This is a genomic window from Pedobacter segetis (assembly GCF_016623585.1).
Taxonomy (GTDB): Bacteria; Bacteroidota; Bacteroidia; order Sphingobacteriales; family Sphingobacteriaceae; genus Pseudopedobacter; species Pseudopedobacter segetis.
Genome location: NZ_JAEHFY010000009.1, coordinates 1 through 14598 on the forward strand (window position 1 = coordinate 1; position 14598 = coordinate 14598).

At 36.5% G+C, this 14598-nt stretch carries 17 protein-coding genes; 8 read left to right on the forward strand and 9 right to left on the reverse strand.

The annotated features are described in order from the left end of the window. Nucleotides 1-68 precede the first annotated feature (68 nt). Genes I5M32_RS07435 through mdh form a run of 3 tightly spaced genes read right to left on the reverse strand, consistent with a single transcriptional unit; the run spans nucleotide 69 to nucleotide 1831 of the window. Nucleotides 69-440: a group III truncated hemoglobin gene (locus I5M32_RS07435; RefSeq protein WP_200585569.1), complete on the reverse strand. Its 372-nt coding sequence runs from the start codon at nucleotides 438-440 to the stop codon at nucleotides 69-71. Nucleotides 441-461: 21 nt separating this feature from the next. Next, entirely contained in the window at nucleotides 462-893 is a 432-nt protein-coding gene (locus I5M32_RS07440) for a pepsin/retropepsin-like aspartic protease family protein (protein ID WP_200585570.1), read from the reverse strand. After that, the gene (gene mdh, locus I5M32_RS07445; RefSeq protein WP_200585571.1) at nucleotides 893-1831 is read right to left on the reverse strand and encodes a malate dehydrogenase; all 939 of its coding nucleotides are present in this window, start codon (nucleotides 1829-1831) and stop codon (nucleotides 893-895) included. Before mdh ends, I5M32_RS07440 begins: the two co-directional genes overlap by 1 nt. Nucleotides 1832-2087: 256 nt before the next feature. On the opposite strand from mdh, the gene I5M32_RS07450 reads away from it, so the two are divergent. The 5 genes from I5M32_RS07450 (at nucleotide 2088) to I5M32_RS07470 (ending at nucleotide 6012) form a co-directional block, all read left to right on the forward strand. After that, complete coding sequence (locus tag I5M32_RS07450; protein ID WP_200585572.1) at nucleotides 2088-2966, forward strand: cupin-like domain-containing protein; 879 nt, start codon at nucleotides 2088-2090, stop codon at nucleotides 2964-2966. A 199-nt stretch (nucleotides 2967-3165) separates the two neighbouring features. Then, nucleotides 3166-3600 (forward strand): hypothetical protein, encoded by a 435-nt coding sequence (locus I5M32_RS07455; protein ID WP_200585573.1) that lies wholly within the window; start codon nucleotides 3166-3168, stop codon nucleotides 3598-3600. Between the two features lie 118 nt (nucleotides 3601-3718). Then, nucleotides 3719-4597 (forward strand): lipoyl synthase, encoded by an 879-nt coding sequence (lipA, locus tag I5M32_RS07460; protein ID WP_200585574.1) that lies wholly within the window; start codon nucleotides 3719-3721, stop codon nucleotides 4595-4597. Further along, on the forward strand, nucleotides 4569-5174 hold the full coding sequence (locus tag I5M32_RS07465; protein WP_200585575.1) for an RNA polymerase sigma factor: 606 nt from the start codon (nucleotides 4569-4571) through the stop codon (nucleotides 5172-5174). The genes lipA and I5M32_RS07465 overlap by 29 nt, the downstream gene beginning before the upstream one ends. Before the next feature lies 1 nt (nucleotide 5175). Beyond that, complete coding sequence (locus I5M32_RS07470) at nucleotides 5176-6012, forward strand: anti-sigma factor (protein ID WP_200585576.1); 837 nt, start codon at nucleotides 5176-5178, stop codon at nucleotides 6010-6012. Here the strand turns inward: I5M32_RS07470 and I5M32_RS07475 are convergent. Continuing rightward, nucleotides 6009-6581 carry a pyridoxamine 5'-phosphate oxidase family protein gene (locus tag I5M32_RS07475; protein ID WP_200585577.1) on the reverse strand — a complete coding sequence of 191 codons (573 nt, stop codon included), beginning with the start codon at nucleotides 6579-6581 and terminating at the stop codon, nucleotides 6009-6011. The two genes, I5M32_RS07470 and I5M32_RS07475, sit on opposite strands and share 4 nt — an antisense overlap. A gap of 23 nt (nucleotides 6582-6604) precedes the next feature. Beyond that, a complete protein-coding gene (locus tag I5M32_RS07480) occupies nucleotides 6605-8098 on the reverse strand; it encodes an NAD(P)H-hydrate dehydratase (protein WP_200585578.1) in 1494 nt (497 codons plus the stop codon). A gap of 84 nt (nucleotides 8099-8182) precedes the next feature. Here I5M32_RS07480 and I5M32_RS07485 point away from each other — a divergent pair, with 84 nt between their 5' ends. From I5M32_RS07485 to I5M32_RS07495, 3 genes are read left to right on the forward strand one after another with little or no spacing between them, the layout of a single operon-like run. After that, a complete protein-coding gene (locus tag I5M32_RS07485; protein WP_200585579.1) occupies nucleotides 8183-8518 on the forward strand; it encodes a PadR family transcriptional regulator in 336 nt (111 codons plus the stop codon). After that, nucleotides 8515-9195: a hypothetical protein gene (locus I5M32_RS07490; protein WP_200585580.1), complete on the forward strand. Its 681-nt coding sequence runs from the start codon at nucleotides 8515-8517 to the stop codon at nucleotides 9193-9195. The genes I5M32_RS07485 and I5M32_RS07490 overlap by 4 nt, the downstream gene beginning before the upstream one ends. 55 nt (nucleotides 9196-9250) lie before the next feature. Further along, a complete protein-coding gene (locus I5M32_RS07495; protein ID WP_200585581.1) occupies nucleotides 9251-9832 on the forward strand; it encodes a YhcH/YjgK/YiaL family protein in 582 nt (193 codons plus the stop codon). A 36-nt stretch (nucleotides 9833-9868) separates the two neighbouring features. Here I5M32_RS07495 and I5M32_RS07500 read toward each other — a convergent pair whose 3' ends face one another. The 4 genes from I5M32_RS07500 to eno all read right to left on the reverse strand — a co-directional run bounded on the left by I5M32_RS07500 (nucleotide 9869) and on the right by eno (nucleotide 14396). Next, complete coding sequence (locus I5M32_RS07500; protein ID WP_200585582.1) at nucleotides 9869-10222, reverse strand: septal ring lytic transglycosylase RlpA family protein; 354 nt, start codon at nucleotides 10220-10222, stop codon at nucleotides 9869-9871. 45 nt (nucleotides 10223-10267) lie between these two features. Further along, entirely contained in the window at nucleotides 10268-11305 is a 1038-nt protein-coding gene (locus tag I5M32_RS07505) for an LLM class flavin-dependent oxidoreductase (protein ID WP_200585583.1), read from the reverse strand. A gap of 240 nt (nucleotides 11306-11545) precedes the next feature. Continuing rightward, nucleotides 11546-12709, reverse strand: a complete 1164-nt coding sequence (locus I5M32_RS07510) for an IS110 family RNA-guided transposase (protein ID WP_200585584.1) — start codon at nucleotides 12707-12709, stop codon at nucleotides 11546-11548. A 385-nt stretch (nucleotides 12710-13094) separates the two neighbouring features. Continuing rightward, entirely contained in the window at nucleotides 13095-14396 is a 1302-nt protein-coding gene (gene eno, locus I5M32_RS07515; protein WP_200585585.1) for a phosphopyruvate hydratase, read from the reverse strand. Nucleotides 14397-14598 lie beyond the last annotated feature (202 nt).

Sequence of the window (14598 nt, forward strand, 5' to 3'; positions counted from 1 at the left end):
TTAGTTGTAGTAAACCAAATTTCTCATTTTTGATGCTTACTTTTTTATTCTTTAACTAGCAACTTGAATTAATTATTGATTTTGTAAAACATCAGATCTGCGATACTCACTGCCCTTTGCTTTGCATCATTGGCCGTTTTACCAACAAAATTTTCTTCAATGGTTTCAATAAATAAGGTTTTCCATTTATTAAACATCTCTTGGGTTAGCTTAATTTTTTGGTTTAACTTAAAATGTGTATCCATAGGGTTGCCCTTATAAACTGCTTTACTTAAAAGAGTAGCTTCCCAAAATGAGTACATAATGGGCAGGTGATGATCCCAATCTACTTTCGCAATATCGTTAAAAACGGGACCCAATAATTTATCGGCCGTGGCCTTATCATAAAAAGAATCTACCATTAACTTAATATCGAGATGCGTTTCAATATCTTTTTTCATCAGATCAACTTTATGATAAATTTACATTTTTAATGTAAGCGTTAACTTATTGTAATCAATCAAGGCTTTATAATCCATCAAAATATCGCCGCCTAAAACTCCTAGAACAGGTGGAAGGTTCAACTTTTCATAAGCAAATTTAATGGCAGATAAATCAAACACAGGTGCTTCATAATCACTAATTAATAAATCTCCCAAAGTCATCTGCTTACAAATAACATAATATCTTTCCATTGTTGTTGTACCCAAACCTATGGCATGGTGATCTGGGACATGGATAATTTGATCTTCTGGCGCAAAACCAGAAACTATCTCCATATCAAATGCAGATTTTGATGCACCTGTATCCAAAACGGCCTTAAAAATTTGCCCAAAAACAACAACTTCCACCAAAAGGTGGAAGCCATCTCCTTGAAGATCAACAACTTCTAAGGGTAATATATATTTTGGCATTAGATCAAATTAGAATCTGCCAAAACTTGGTTCATTGCCCTCACGGCATCTGCGCTTTTGTTAAACTGCGCCTGCTCATCTGCAGATAATTTAAAGTCGATTATTTTTTCCCAACCTTTTTTACCCAAAACAACAGGTACAACCAAAGAAATATCCTTTTGTCCGTACTCGCCATCCAAAGCAACGCCACAAGAGATCAATTTTTTCTCGTCACGTACAATAGATTCTACCATTGCAGCGGTTCCCGCACCTGGCGCATACCAAGCAGATGTTCCTATTAATTTGGTTAAGGTTGCCCCACCAACCATAGTTGCGGCAACAATTTTTTCTTGCTGTTCTTTGCTTAATAAAGAGGTTACCGGCTTACTGTTCCAAGTTGCATGGTGGATCAAAGGAATCATGGTGGTATCCCCATGGCCGCCAATTACAACAGCATTAAGATCTAAAGGGGAGCAACCCAATTCTTGACTTAAATAATATTTAAACCGGGCAGAATCTAAAGCCCCGCCCATTCCTAAAATTCTTTCTTTTGGTAATCCTGATGTTTTAAGCGTCAAATAATTCATGGTATCCATTGGGTTAGAAACCACAATGATGATGGTATTTGGAGAATGCTTAAGGATGCTTTCTGTTACAGATTTAACAATACCAGCATTGGTTCCTATTAATTCTTCACGCGTCATCCCCGGTTTACGTGGCAAGCCAGAAGTGATCACAACAACCTCAGAATCTGCTGTTGCGGCATAATCGTTTGTTACGCCTTTTATTTTGGTATCAAAACCACAATAAGAAGCGGTTTGCATCATGTCAATAGCTTTACCTTCGGCAAAACCATCTTTAATATCTAATAAAATTAACTCTTCGGCTAATTCTCTTCTGGCAATGTTATCAGCACAAGTTGCACCAACGGCACCCGCCCCAACTACTGTAATTTTCATGATCTATCTTGATTTTATATGATAATTAATAAACTTCCCGAAGTTAAGTAAAGCAATTTTTAAATAAAATTTTAAAATGGATTGATTGTCAATTTTTATTACATCTTGTATTTACAATAACAGGTAATAAAAAATTGTCATTAAAAGGCAATACAAATCTTTTTGATACTATTTTTTATAAAATCTATTAATTTTGCCTCGATAGAAATACGCAAAACCATAAACAATAGCGTATAAAAAGACCTATCCAGCCATTATGGGTTTCATTTTAAACAAAGTTGATACGGTTGATACCATTTCTCCAGAAGATTTTAAAAAGAATTACTTAGATAAACGCAGGCCGTTGGTTATTAAAAATCTAACCAAAAACTGGCCAGCCAATGAAAAATGGACTACAGAATACTTGAAATCCGTTGCAGGTGATGTTGAGGTTCCTCTTTACGACAATTCTAAAGCAGATCCATCCAAACCCATTAACGCCACAGCCGCAAAAATGAAGTTTGGCGATTACCTTGATCTGATAAAGAGAGAGCCTACCGAGCTGCGTATTTTTCTTTTTAACCTTATGAAACATGTACCATCTATGAAGGATGATATCGAGATACCTAAAGATTTAATGGGAGGCTTTATAGAAAGTATGCCGGCCATGTTTTTTGGCGGCTCTAATTCGGTTACTTTTTTACATTACGATATAGATTTGCCCCATATTTTCCATACCCATTTTGGCGGGAGAAAACAGGTAATTTTATTCGAGAACAAATGGAAAAGACGTTTGTATTGTCTTCCAAATGCAACTTATGCCCTAGAAGATTATGATGTTTTAAACCCCGATTTCGAAAAGTTCCCGGCCCTAAAAGGTGTAGAAGGCGAAGAGGTTTTTTTAGAACATGGAGATACCCTGTTTATGCCAACCGGTTATTGGCATTGGATGAAATACCTAGACGGATCATTTTCTTTAAGCCTTAGAGCTTGGGATAAATCAATTGTGAGAAAAGCACATAGCGTTTATAATTTGGCAACAAAAGGCGGTATAGATAGCTTGATCAAAATGGTTTTTAAAGAAAAATACGCTAACTATCGCGAAAAATTGGCTATTAAAAGAGCAGAAAAAGCTTATAAAGAAAATAGACTATAAAATAATTAGAAAAGCAAAGCTGGTGCTATTAATTTACGGTAGCCCGGTGCTCTGCTATATTTTTTGCCCCAATCCACAAGCCTCATGCTGCAAAAAGATGCCGCTGCCGCCCCGGTTTATTTACCTAGGTTCTCTTAAATAAAAAAACAAGAAATCATTTTTTTTTTATCATATTAGTAAAAACTAAATCTTAAAAAATATGAAATCAAAACTACTAATCATTTTTTTCTTAACGGTAAGCGTTCTTTCTATACAAAGTTGTAAGAAAGATAACAGCAATGCACAAATTTCTTTAACTGGCCGTTGGGATGCAACCAATGCTACAATAGAGGTGTTTGAGAACAATGTCTCTAAACAAAAATTAAATCAGACTGCCTCAATCGGAGATTTTTACCTAATTTTTGAAGGCAATAATGTACAGCTTTACACCAATAGCCAACTAGAAGAAGAAGGATCTTACACTTATGATCAAACATCAAAAGTATTAACCATAAAATACGGCGTTAATGATTCTGAAACATTGCAATTATCAAAAGTTACAACAACCTCTTTTTCATTGATACAAGAAGATTCAGTAACTAACGGTACAGTAACTACCAAAACAGTAAGCGAAGTTGCTTTCAAAAAACAATAGCAAAGCAATAAAAAATTCAAAAATCTGCTTTAGGGCAGATTTTTTTTTGCCGCTTTTCCCTAAAACATTTACAAGCCACAAACATGATATTTAATTAGCATTATGTATTTTTGCTTTTATGATAGAACTCCCCGTTATCCCAGCAAACCAAATGCAGCGCAAGCCAGATTGGTTAAGGGTTAAGTTGCCCGTTGGTAAAGAGTATGCCCATGTGCGTGGCTTGGTTGATGAACATAAGCTACATACTATTTGTGAGAGCGGAAACTGCCCTAATATGGGCGAATGTTGGGGCGCAGGAACAGCAACATTCATGATCTTGGGAAATATCTGCACCCGCTCTTGTTCATTTTGTGCGGTTGCAACGGGTAGGCCTTTGGCGGTAGATTTAGATGAACCCAACCGTGTGGCAAACTCTATCAAATTGATGAATGTTAAACACGCCGTAATTACATCTGTAGATAGAGACGATATCAAAGACGGTGGATCTATTATATGGGCAGAAACCATCAGAGCAATAAGAAGGGAAAGCCCACAAACCACTATGGAAACATTGATCCCGGATTTTAGAGGGGTTTGGGACAATCTTTATCGTGTTTGCGAAGAAAAACCAGAAGTGGTATCCCACAACATAGAAACCGTGAGAAGGCTCACAAAAGAAGTAAGGATACAAGCCAAGTACGATAGAAGTATGGAATGTTTAAAACGTATTTCAGAATTTGGGCTAAGAACAAAATCGGGCATTATGTTAGGTTTGGGAGAAACAGAAGCCGATGTTTTAGAGACCATGGCAGATTTAAAAGAAGCGGGCGTTCATGTACTAACCATAGGGCAATACTTGCAGCCCACCAAAAACCACCATCCCGTGGTAGATTGGATCCATCCAGATCAATTTGCATTTTATAAAGAAAAAGGCAGAAATATGGGTTTTAAATATGTAGAAAGCGGGCCCTTGGTAAGATCTTCGTATCATGCTGAAAAACACCTATTTGATTTTTAAAAATTCTGATTACCTTAGACCAATTGTGATAAATACAAAACGAAAATTTTTAGAAGAACCCGATTTGATCCTTGCCTTGCAGCAACGCAAAAAATTGGGTGCAGATGCCCTATATGAAATGTACTCTGGTTCATTATTGGGAATTGTACAAAGGGTAATTGCAGATAAAGAAATTGCAGAAGACGTTTTACAAGAAGGATTGGTAAAAATCTGGAATTCTATCCAACAATACGATCCCACAAAAGGCCGATTGTTTACTTGGATGGTAAACGTAATGCGCAACCTTGCAATAGATAAGGTAAGATCCAAAGATTATCGTAATCATTCTAAAAACCAAGACTTAGAAAATCACGTTAATTCAATCGACGAGCGTAGAAACTCCGAGTACAAACCTGAGCATCTTGGTGTGAAAGATCTTCTCCAAAAGTTAAGACCTGAGCAAAAAGTGATTGTAGATATGATCTATTTTCAAGGTTTTACGCATGTAGAAGTTTCTGATGAATTAGCCATTCCCTTAGGTACGGTAAAAACTCGTTTAAGGATGGGGATTATTGAGTTACGTAAATATTTTAAATAAATTGGAAAACATTAAATCATACATCGAATCGGGCATTTTAGAACTTTACGTTCTCGGAGACCTCGCCGCTGATGAAAGATCAGAGGTAGAGGCGATGTCTAAGCTGCACCCTGAGGTAAAAGCCGAATTGGGGCAGATCGAAAGTGTTATGCAGAGTTTAGCTGATAGCTTGCAGGTATTACCATCTGAAAAAGTTAGAACCGGGTTCTTAAATTCGATTTCATTTTCTGATGAAGAAGAAATAATTGCCCCTGTTGCAAAACAACAAGAAGCTAAGGTTGTAGCTTTAACTAAAAATTATACCAACTTTTATAAATATGCTTTTGCGGCAAGTGTAGCTTTACTTTTAGTAAGTTTGGTAGCGATCATCAGTCTTAACAATAGCTTAAAAAACTCTAAACAACAAATTGCGGCTTTGCAATCTAGTAACCAAAGTTTTGCCAATAAGGTTAATTATTTAGACCAACAAGTAACCAAAACCACTAGTGCATTGGATATTTACAGTAACCCCGATGTAAAAATGGTGAAATTAGAAGGTACGGCAAATGCAAAAGGCGCTAAAATAATGGTTGCTTTTAACCCTAAAACAAATAAGGTTGGTTTAGATATGAAATCTATGGATATGCCCAAAAACGATGCTGATCACCAGTATCAATTATGGGCCTTGGTAGATGGTAAACCAGTTGATTTAGGTGTTTTTGATATAGAAGGCAACCAGATTGGTTTCAAGAACATGAAAGAAATTAGTAAAGCACAAACTTTTGCGGTAACATTAGAGCCGAGGGGTGGGAGCATAAACCCTACAATGGATAAACTGATGGTTATGGGTAATATTTAAGGAATTAACCATTCACTCTTAAAGCCAGATTCTTTTCTCCAGAATCTGGCTCTTTTGTTAATATCCTTTTCTAAAACTAGCCAATCAATCTCCATAATTTTATTGATTATTACTGCAAAGTTTTGATAAAAATCTTCAGTATGTTGGCCCCAATTTTTTTCTAAATAATTACTGGGTTCTAAGCTTAAAGAAGATGGTGCTTTTTTAGAGGCGTAATCTTTTCTGTTCTGTACTCTAATTTTATCCCAATAATTTTTTGATAGATCGGTTTGATGATGAATAACGGCTTTGGCTTTAATTCTGATCTGCTCTGCCTTCTCTGCATCGTAAAACAAAAAAGAAACTTGATCATTGTTTTGGATTTGCTCTATTTTTGGGGAACGATAATCGGTATAAAAAACCAGTGAATTGTTTTTTTGATCAAAATCCCTAAGCACAATGGTCCTCAACTCTACCTCGTTGATGTTAACGGTTCCTAAAACCGGGAAATGAAACTGACTTTTAGAACTTGTGCCTTCTTTTAAATATCGTAAGCAGTTATTCAAAATATCATCCAAATTTAGTTCCATAGTAGTTTAATAGATTTTAAGATTTACTTTACCAATAATTCCCTCAAAATGTAAGGCATATTCTTTATCAAACTAGTTGCGGGCACTACGTACATTTTTTGTGCTAACTGCTCTCCTGCAAAACCATGGCTAAAAACGGCCAATTGTACCGCTTTCTCTATAGAATAGCCTTGAGAGATCATCCCAGTGATTATCCCTGTTAAGGCATCCCCCATTCCACCACTCGCCATTGCCGGCGAACCTGATGAATTGAAATAACAAATACCTTGCGGGGTAAATATCATGGTATATCTGTTTTTTAAAACGATATAAATCTGATGATCAACAGATTTTTTAAGGGCGGTCTCAATCCTTTTCCACCAACTATCATGTGTGCCAAATAACCTATCAAACTCTTTCATGTGAGGCGTAAAAACAGAGTTTTTTGGAACAGATTTTAATAAATCTTGATTTTCGCCAATCATATTTATCGCATCCGCATCAATAACCATGGGGTTTTTAAAATTCTTTAAAACAGTTTTTAAAAGGCTCAAACTATCATCATTGCTACCCAAGCCAGGGCCAATCCCTATCACTTTAAATTTATCCCAATCTAAATTGCCCAACTTTTCTTTATTGGTAAACATCGCCTCGGGCACTCTTGCATTTAAGGCTCTTAACCCCGTTTTGGGAATCATTGCAGAGGTTAAGCCTGCCCCACACTTTACGCAAGCTTCACTAGAAATTAGGGCCGCCCCCATTGTTTCGTCGTTACCTGCAATGATAAGGGCATGGCCCAACATTCCCTTATGCTCAAAAGGTTGCCTTGCTTTGATATAATTTTGAACATCGCCTTTCCAAAACCAATAGTATGGCGATGAGGTGCTTTGGATATAATTTTCGTCTAAACCGATGTTAACCACCTTCCATTCTTTTATGTAAGGACTAGAAATAGGCAATAAAAAATTGAGCTTAGGCCTTTGGAAAGTGATTGTTAAATCAGATTTTATGATTATATCATTAAATAATTCTCCCTCACAGGGCATCCCGGTTGGCACATCTACCGCAATCTTATAACCCGAAAACTTGTTGATTTTCTTGACCAGCTTTTCCCATTCTTTTTCTAACGGTTTGTTTAGGCCAGAACCCAATAAAGCGTCTATCAGAATATCACACTCTTGATATTCTATATCTTCTGCGGTTTTGAAATAAAATATTGAAGTATCCTTTAATTGCAAACGTTCTAGGTTAAGCTCAAAATCTTCTGTAGATTTTTCAGAAATTTCTGCTATAAAGATCTTAACGAACGTATAACCTTCATCAATCAACAACCTTGCAATTGCTAAACCATCTCCCCCGTTATTCCCTTTCCCACAAAAAATCAAGATCTTTTTTTTACGATCACTTAATTTTTCTATAAATAGCTTTACAAATGCTTTTGAAGCTCGTTCCATCAATTCTGAAGAGCGGATTGGCTCATTGATAACGGTGTAATGATCGGCCTCTTTTGTTTGTGCCGCAGTGAGTAGCTTGAGCATATAAAAACGTTAGTTATCTGTAAAACAACAAATTCTGTGCTAATGTTTTTAATACCTAAGCGTTTTAGGTATATTTGATTTAAAATGCGATCGAACTCATTATTTAAAGGAAGTTTAACCACTATCATTTTAACCTTGTTAGAACAAAATGAGATGATGTATGGATATGAAATTACCCAAAAAGTAAAGGAAATAGCTAACGATTTAAAAATCACGGAAGGTGCGTTATATCCTGCACTTCATAAATTAGAGGGCGATAGCCTATTAACTGCCAGTTTTAAGAAAGTTGGTAACAGAACAAGAAAATATTATAAACTTACAGAAAATGGCAAAACAGAATCTGTAAATAGATTAAATGATCTTAAAGATTTTGTGGAACAAATGCAATTGATTTTGAACACTAAATTAACTACTCAATGAAAAAAGATTTAACAGAAAAACAAGTTGCCCAACTTTTTGAATTTACCCGCAAGCATTATGTAGAATATTATGATGTTCAGGTAGAACTGGTAGATCATTTAGCAAGTTCAGTAGAATACCAATGGGAGCAAAACCCAGAATTAAGTTTTGATGCTGCTTTGCATAATGTTTTTAGCGGTTTCGGTATTTTTGGGTTTGGAGATATTGTTGAAGAGAAAGGCAAAACTGTTTGGAAAAATCAATGGAAATTATGGTACATAGAATTTAAAAGTCAGTTTAAATTACCAGCATTGCTAAAATCTATTTGTATTTGGCTAGTTTTATTCATGTTGTTAACTTTTTTTGATGCGTTTGCCAGTTGTGTTACTATTTCAGTTTTCTTGTTAATATTGAGTTTGTATTTTTTGATTTCTGAAAATAGAACCATCAAAAAAAGCATGGATAAAAAATTGATATTGATTACCCATAGACATACCTATATTTCATTCAGTTATATTCCTTTATATCTGATGCAGTTTTTTGGAGATTGGATTACTTCACAAAATCATTTTTTAATTACCACCTTGTTTACGATTTTGACCTTACTCATCTTATCCTATAAAAGCACTTCTGAAAAAATATTCTTAAAAGCAAAACAAGAATATCCGGAAGCATTTAAAAAATTGGCGTTAAATTAATTTTTAAAAGAACTTTACATTGCAAAGCATTAAAACAAAAAATAATCCCCGAGAAATGAAAAAGATAATCCCTCTCCTAATAATTAGCTTATTAATTTTAAACGGCTGTAAAGTACATAATGAAAGTAATAATTGGTTAAAGAAACAAGCTATTTCCACAGGTTTAAAACCTCAAGTTTCTCACCTTACAGATCAAGAAGAATTTGCTAAACAATACAGGGCAAATAAAATGGTTTGGGATAAAGCCTTTGAATGGATGAAATCTCAGGATTTAGAAAATTTGGCTGTTGGGAAATATCCCATTGACGGAGAAAACGCATTTGCTAGCATCACAGAAATGGTTGATAAACCCTTTGAAAAAACAGGATGGGAATCGCATAAAAAATATATTGATCTACAATATATTATTTCTGGCAAAGAAAAGATTGGTGTGGCACCTGCTGCAACTGCTGAAATTATCCATCCGTACAATGCCGAAAAAGATGCTGCAAACTATAAGATCGATGATGCCATTTATGATATTGCTACCCCGAAAGAATTTTATTTGTTTTTCCCAGAAAATGCGCATCGCCCTAGTATTAAGGTAAACGATGAAAAGGTTAAAAAATTAGTGATAAAAATAAGGGTCGCAGAATAATCTGCGCCATTATTTAATATCCAAATAGTTTTAAAATCATTTTGGCCTTTTGTAGGTTATTTTAACATTTCCTACCCCTTCCTTATCTATACCAATTTTACGGGCCGCCTTTTTAGAAAGGTCTATAATTCTACCGGCAACAAAAGGCCCTCTATCATTAATTTTTACCTTTACAGATCTGTGGTTTCTTAAGTTAGTTACCTTAACCTTAGTGCCAAAAGGTAAAGTTTTATGAGCAGCAGTTAGTTTAGAACTTCTAAATTTCTCTCCAGAGGCTGTTCTCCTGCCATTAAATTTATCGGCATAATAAGAAGCTTTACCTGTCTGCGAAATTTTTGGGGCGCATGAAATTAAAGCGAGAGATAAAAAGAGTATCAGGTATTTGATCATAACCGAATTTTTTAAGAAGGATTTTTATTAAAATAAATTTTAAAATCAAAAACTGGTTAAATTTTGTAAAGCTTCTTCTTTAAGATTAAAAGCTTCGGCCAGTAGTTTGTAAGAATTAAAGCGGTCTGATTTATTTTCAGTAAACGTAGAAATAATCACTTCATCCGTATCAAAATCTTCACAAATTTTAGAGATTTTTACTTTCATTTCTTGCGGAGAACCCACCGCCATTCTTTTTCTATTATGCAAAACCCTTTGCCATTCTTGTGCGTCATATTCTTCATCTTCAATATCATCGTAAGAGTATATGGTATTGAATTGGCCTCTCTCAAAGCTCAACAAGCGGTAATCCATTAAAGCTTGTGTCCTTTTTACCTTTTCTTCATCATCAGAACAGAAAGCAAAAATACCTACGCTTGTTTGTGGTTGTTTTAATTCTGCCGATGGAATAAATTTCTCTTTATAATTTTTAATGGCTTCTGCTGCACCAACAGGATTAATGAATTGTGCAAAAGAAAGTGCCATACCAAAATGTGCGGCTAATAATGCGCTTTCTCCGCTAGAAGTTAAAATCCACAGATTTGGGGCGGTGTTAATTATCGGAATTGCTTTCACACTATTTTGGCTGATGCCTTCCAATGGCTCATCATTCAATAGATTTTTTAAATCCTTAAGCTGTTGAATATAATTTTGGGGATTAAAATCATTTGACGGATTAAGCAAATGAGCGGTTAATCTATCTCCGCCTGGTGCCCTTCCCATTCCCAGATCAATTCTCCCCGGATAAAGAGCTTCTAAAACCCTAAAGTTTTCTGCGACCCTCAAAGTACTATGGTTTGGCATCATCATCCCACCCGAGCCTAATTTTATATTTTTTGTTTCTGCACCTAAACGGGCAATCATAATTTCTGGCGAACCTGTTGCCAAAGTTTTTGAGTTATGATGTTCGCTCAGCCAATATCTGGTGTAACCTAGATCATCTGCAAGTTTTGCAAGTTCAATGCTTTCTTGTAAAGATTCTTGCGCATTGCTGTCTTTACGGATCGGCGTTTGATCAAGAACACTAAGCTTTATATTTTTCATGGTAAAACAAAGATAGCGAACATATAACGAGCCTAAAATTTAAAATGGGCTTTGTGGCTTTTTTTTGACTGATGAATATGTGTTACCGATTATGGATTTTCCCAAGATAACGGAAGAAAGGTTTTAACTAGGATAACCTGAGTTTCTTATGCCGGATTGCAGCGGCATCCCCGATTGAAATGAGGGATATAGCGGAAAGGTACTGTCTTAAAAAGCAAATCATTTTTTTATATATTTTCTTTAATTTTGCAACAATGGAAAGAGGACTTTAAGCGATTCGTTGTACTGAAGTTCATCTTGTGTAGTGCTGCTTAATTGCGGCACTATTTTTTTACTTTCTCTTTCAGAGAAAAACGGAAAGAGGTCCTTTTGCTCATCATTACCCGAAATCATCTTTTCCTCATGTTCTCCGCTATAAGGTAAATCATTCTTCCATAGAGTATACATCACTATCAAAAGCTTTTTCTGAACCGCCACATATCCCTTCATCTTTATTTTACTCCTATCATAAACTCTTTGGTATAGTCTCTTAAAAGGGGTTTCATCAAATCTTACAACGTTTAAAGCCGGCATGTGCAGTATTCTTCGAATTCGTCCATTCCCCTTCTTTGAAATCTTCGTTCTGCCCACTCTTTTCCCTGATTGGTTCTCTACCACATCATAGCCAGCATAACTCACCAGTTGCGACTGATTGGTGAACAACTCAAAACCGTTCGTCTCTGCTATGATGGTGGCTACACTCAATACATCAACTCCTTTGATCAAACAGATATGCTCTACCTTTCGCTTAACCTCTTTATTGCTATCTATATGCCTAACAACCTCTTTCTTTAGACTCTTTACTTGTTTATCAAACAGGTCAATACTTTTCTTCAGTTGTTTACCCACTTCTTTAGAGGTATAGCCGCTGTGGCTCAATGCGTGTAACTGGTTCTGAAATACCGTCTTGATTTCCTGGGTACTTTGGTAATGCCTGGTCAATAACCTCAGCTCATAGTTATACCTACCGATAGGTTTCCATTGTTCAAAACGATGTCCGATACACATCATCGCCAGTCCCCTGGCATCTACACCATCATTCTTTGTCTTTAACCCCAGGGCCTGCATGTACTTGCTGGACTTATTGGGCAGTACCACAAATACCTGCTGTCCTTGTTCCGTTAGCCATATGGCCAATCTTTCGTGGTAAACGCCCGTGGCTTCCATCAGTATCTCTACTGCCGTGTCTGTTTTGCTGTGCTTTGTTAACCACAGTAAAAACTCTTTGAAGCCGGACAGCGTGTTGCCAAACTTTCTTGTTCCCTTGATCTTTGATCGTAGCTTCACATCTATGCTCAGCATACATACATCAAACTTGTCCTTGGAAATGTCTACACCGATGGTGTATTTGATTAAATGGTCCATAGTCTTTATCGATTAAAATCAAAAAAACCAAGCTTCTCTTCTACAGTCTTTGCTCATCTTCATTCAAGATAGTTTTTATGAAAACCTCTTTGGGTACTGTTCAGACTCTCAAAGAAAAAACCGTAAGGGGCGTGCCTTTCACGTCAACATCGATAATAAAATCGTGTCTTGCCGGACTAATGAATTCCCTATCGGTTTTTAGTCTCTTTTATTCAAATGTAAAGATATGAGCAGGACTAACGATATAAATCGCGAATATGGGAGTTCATCCAAAAAATTGAGGCAAACTTGATCGCTCGTTACCATAAATCAAAAAAACCGCTCTCCAAATAAGGAAAGCGGTTTTGTCTTATGTCTTGATTCTAAAATCTTGAATCTAAGAAAACTATTTTCTGTTCTTAAAGTACTTAAAGTCTTTACCAATAAATTTTGCTTGCTTGCCCAATTCTTCTTCTATACGCAATAATTGGTTGTATTTAGCGATCCTATCAGAACGTGAGGCAGACCCTGTTTTTATCTGTCCGCAATTTAAAGCAACCGCCAGATCTGCAATGGTTACATCTTCGGTCTCGCCAGAACGATGTGACATTACCGTGGTATAATTAGCTTGTTGTGCCATAGAAACCGCATTTATGGTCTCTGTTAAAGAACCGATTTGGTTTACTTTTACCAAGATAGAATTTGCGGTGTCGTTATCTATCCCTTGTTTCAATTTCTTTACATTGGTTACAAAAAGATCATCACCAACCAACTGAACTTTATCGCCCAATCTTTCTGTCAATAATTTCCAACCGTCCCAATCGTTTTCATCCATGCCATCCTCGATAGAGATGATCGGATATTTCTCTGTTAAAGAAGCTAAATAATCTACCTGTTCTGCGCTAGTGCGTTTTGCCCCATTTGGGCCTTCAAATTTAGAATAATCATAAATTCCATCTTTGTAGAACTCAGAAGAAGCACAATCAAAAGCCAAGCAAATATCAACCCCTGGCTTGTAGCCCGCTTTTTCTATCGCTTTCATAATGGTTTCTACCCCATCTTCCGTTCCTTCAAAAGTTGGTGCAAAACCTCCTTCATCACCTACGGCAGTAGAAAGACCCCTGTCATGCAATATTGCTTTTAGGTTATGGAAAACCTCTGTTCCCCAGCGCAAAGCCTCAGAAAAAGAAGAAGCACCAACCGGCATGATCATAAATTCTTGAAAAGCGATAGGCGCATCAGAATGCGAACCACCGTTTACGATATTCATCATGGGGATGGGTAGAGTATTTGCGTTTACACCACCAACATAACGGTACAAAGGTTGATGACTTTCTTGTGCCGCAGCCTTTGCAACCGCCAAAGAAACGCCTAAAATAGCGTTAGCCCCCAAGTTTCCTTTGTTTTCTGTTCCATCAAGATCAATCATTAACTGATCTATGGCATTTTGTTCAAAAACATCAACACCTCTTAAAGCCTCGGCAATTTTTTCGTTTACATTGGCAACAGCTTTTAAAACGCCCTTGCCCATGTAAACAGATTTATCCTTATCGCGAAGTTCTACCGCTTCCCACTGCCCCGTAGAGGCACCAGAAGGCACAGCCGCTCTTCCTAAAATTCCGTTTTCGGTTATCACATCTACCTCAATGGTAGGGTTTCCTCTGCTATCGAGGATCTGTCTTGCATGCACATCAAGAATTAAACTCATTGTATTTGATTGTTATCTGGTTTACACTTAGTGTTAAAATTACACTAAATTACAAAATTTTGTTTGTTGCGCAAATATAATATATTAAGGTGGAAGGTTTGGGGGTAAAAGGTTTGGGGTGGAGGGTTTGGGGTGGAAGGTCTGGGGTGGAAGGTCTGGGGTGGAAGGTTTGGGGTAAAAGGTTTGGGGTGGAAGGTGGACG

What these genes read in the sequence shown, in the direction of transcription:
- I5M32_RS07435 (WP_200585569.1), bottom strand. Translation starts at nt 440, where the DNA reads ATGAAAAAAGATATTGAAACGCATCTCGATATTAAGTTAATGGTAGAT.
- I5M32_RS07440 (WP_200585570.1), bottom strand. Translation starts at nt 893, where the DNA reads ATGCCAAAATATATATTACCCTTAGAAGTTGTTGATCTTCAAGGAGAT.
- mdh (WP_200585571.1), bottom strand. Translation starts at nt 1,831, where the DNA reads ATGAAAATTACAGTAGTTGGGGCGGGTGCCGTTGGTGCAACTTGTGCT.
- I5M32_RS07450 (WP_200585572.1), top strand. Translation starts at nt 2,088, where the DNA reads ATGGGTTTCATTTTAAACAAAGTTGATACGGTTGATACCATTTCTCCA.
- I5M32_RS07455 (WP_200585573.1), top strand. Translation starts at nt 3,166, where the DNA reads ATGAAATCAAAACTACTAATCATTTTTTTCTTAACGGTAAGCGTTCTT.
- lipA (WP_200585574.1), top strand. Translation starts at nt 3,719, where the DNA reads ATGATAGAACTCCCCGTTATCCCAGCAAACCAAATGCAGCGCAAGCCA.
- I5M32_RS07465 (WP_200585575.1), top strand. Translation starts at nt 4,569, where the DNA reads ATGCTGAAAAACACCTATTTGATTTTTAAAAATTCTGATTACCTTAGA.
- I5M32_RS07475 (WP_200585577.1), bottom strand. Translation starts at nt 6,581, where the DNA reads ATGGAACTAAATTTGGATGATATTTTGAATAACTGCTTACGATATTTA.
- I5M32_RS07480 (WP_200585578.1), bottom strand. Translation starts at nt 8,098, where the DNA reads ATGCTCAAGCTACTCACTGCGGCACAAACAAAAGAGGCCGATCATTAC.
- I5M32_RS07485 (WP_200585579.1), top strand. Translation starts at nt 8,183, where the DNA reads ATGCGATCGAACTCATTATTTAAAGGAAGTTTAACCACTATCATTTTA.
- I5M32_RS07490 (WP_200585580.1), top strand. Translation starts at nt 8,515, where the DNA reads ATGAAAAAAGATTTAACAGAAAAACAAGTTGCCCAACTTTTTGAATTT.
- I5M32_RS07495 (WP_200585581.1), top strand. Translation starts at nt 9,251, where the DNA reads ATGAAAAAGATAATCCCTCTCCTAATAATTAGCTTATTAATTTTAAAC.
- I5M32_RS07500 (WP_200585582.1), bottom strand. Translation starts at nt 10,222, where the DNA reads ATGATCAAATACCTGATACTCTTTTTATCTCTCGCTTTAATTTCATGC.
- I5M32_RS07505 (WP_200585583.1), bottom strand. Translation starts at nt 11,305, where the DNA reads ATGAAAAATATAAAGCTTAGTGTTCTTGATCAAACGCCGATCCGTAAA.
- I5M32_RS07510 (WP_200585584.1), bottom strand. Translation starts at nt 12,709, where the DNA reads ATGGACCATTTAATCAAATACACCATCGGTGTAGACATTTCCAAGGAC.
- eno (WP_200585585.1), bottom strand. Translation starts at nt 14,396, where the DNA reads ATGAGTTTAATTCTTGATGTGCATGCAAGACAGATCCTCGATAGCAGA.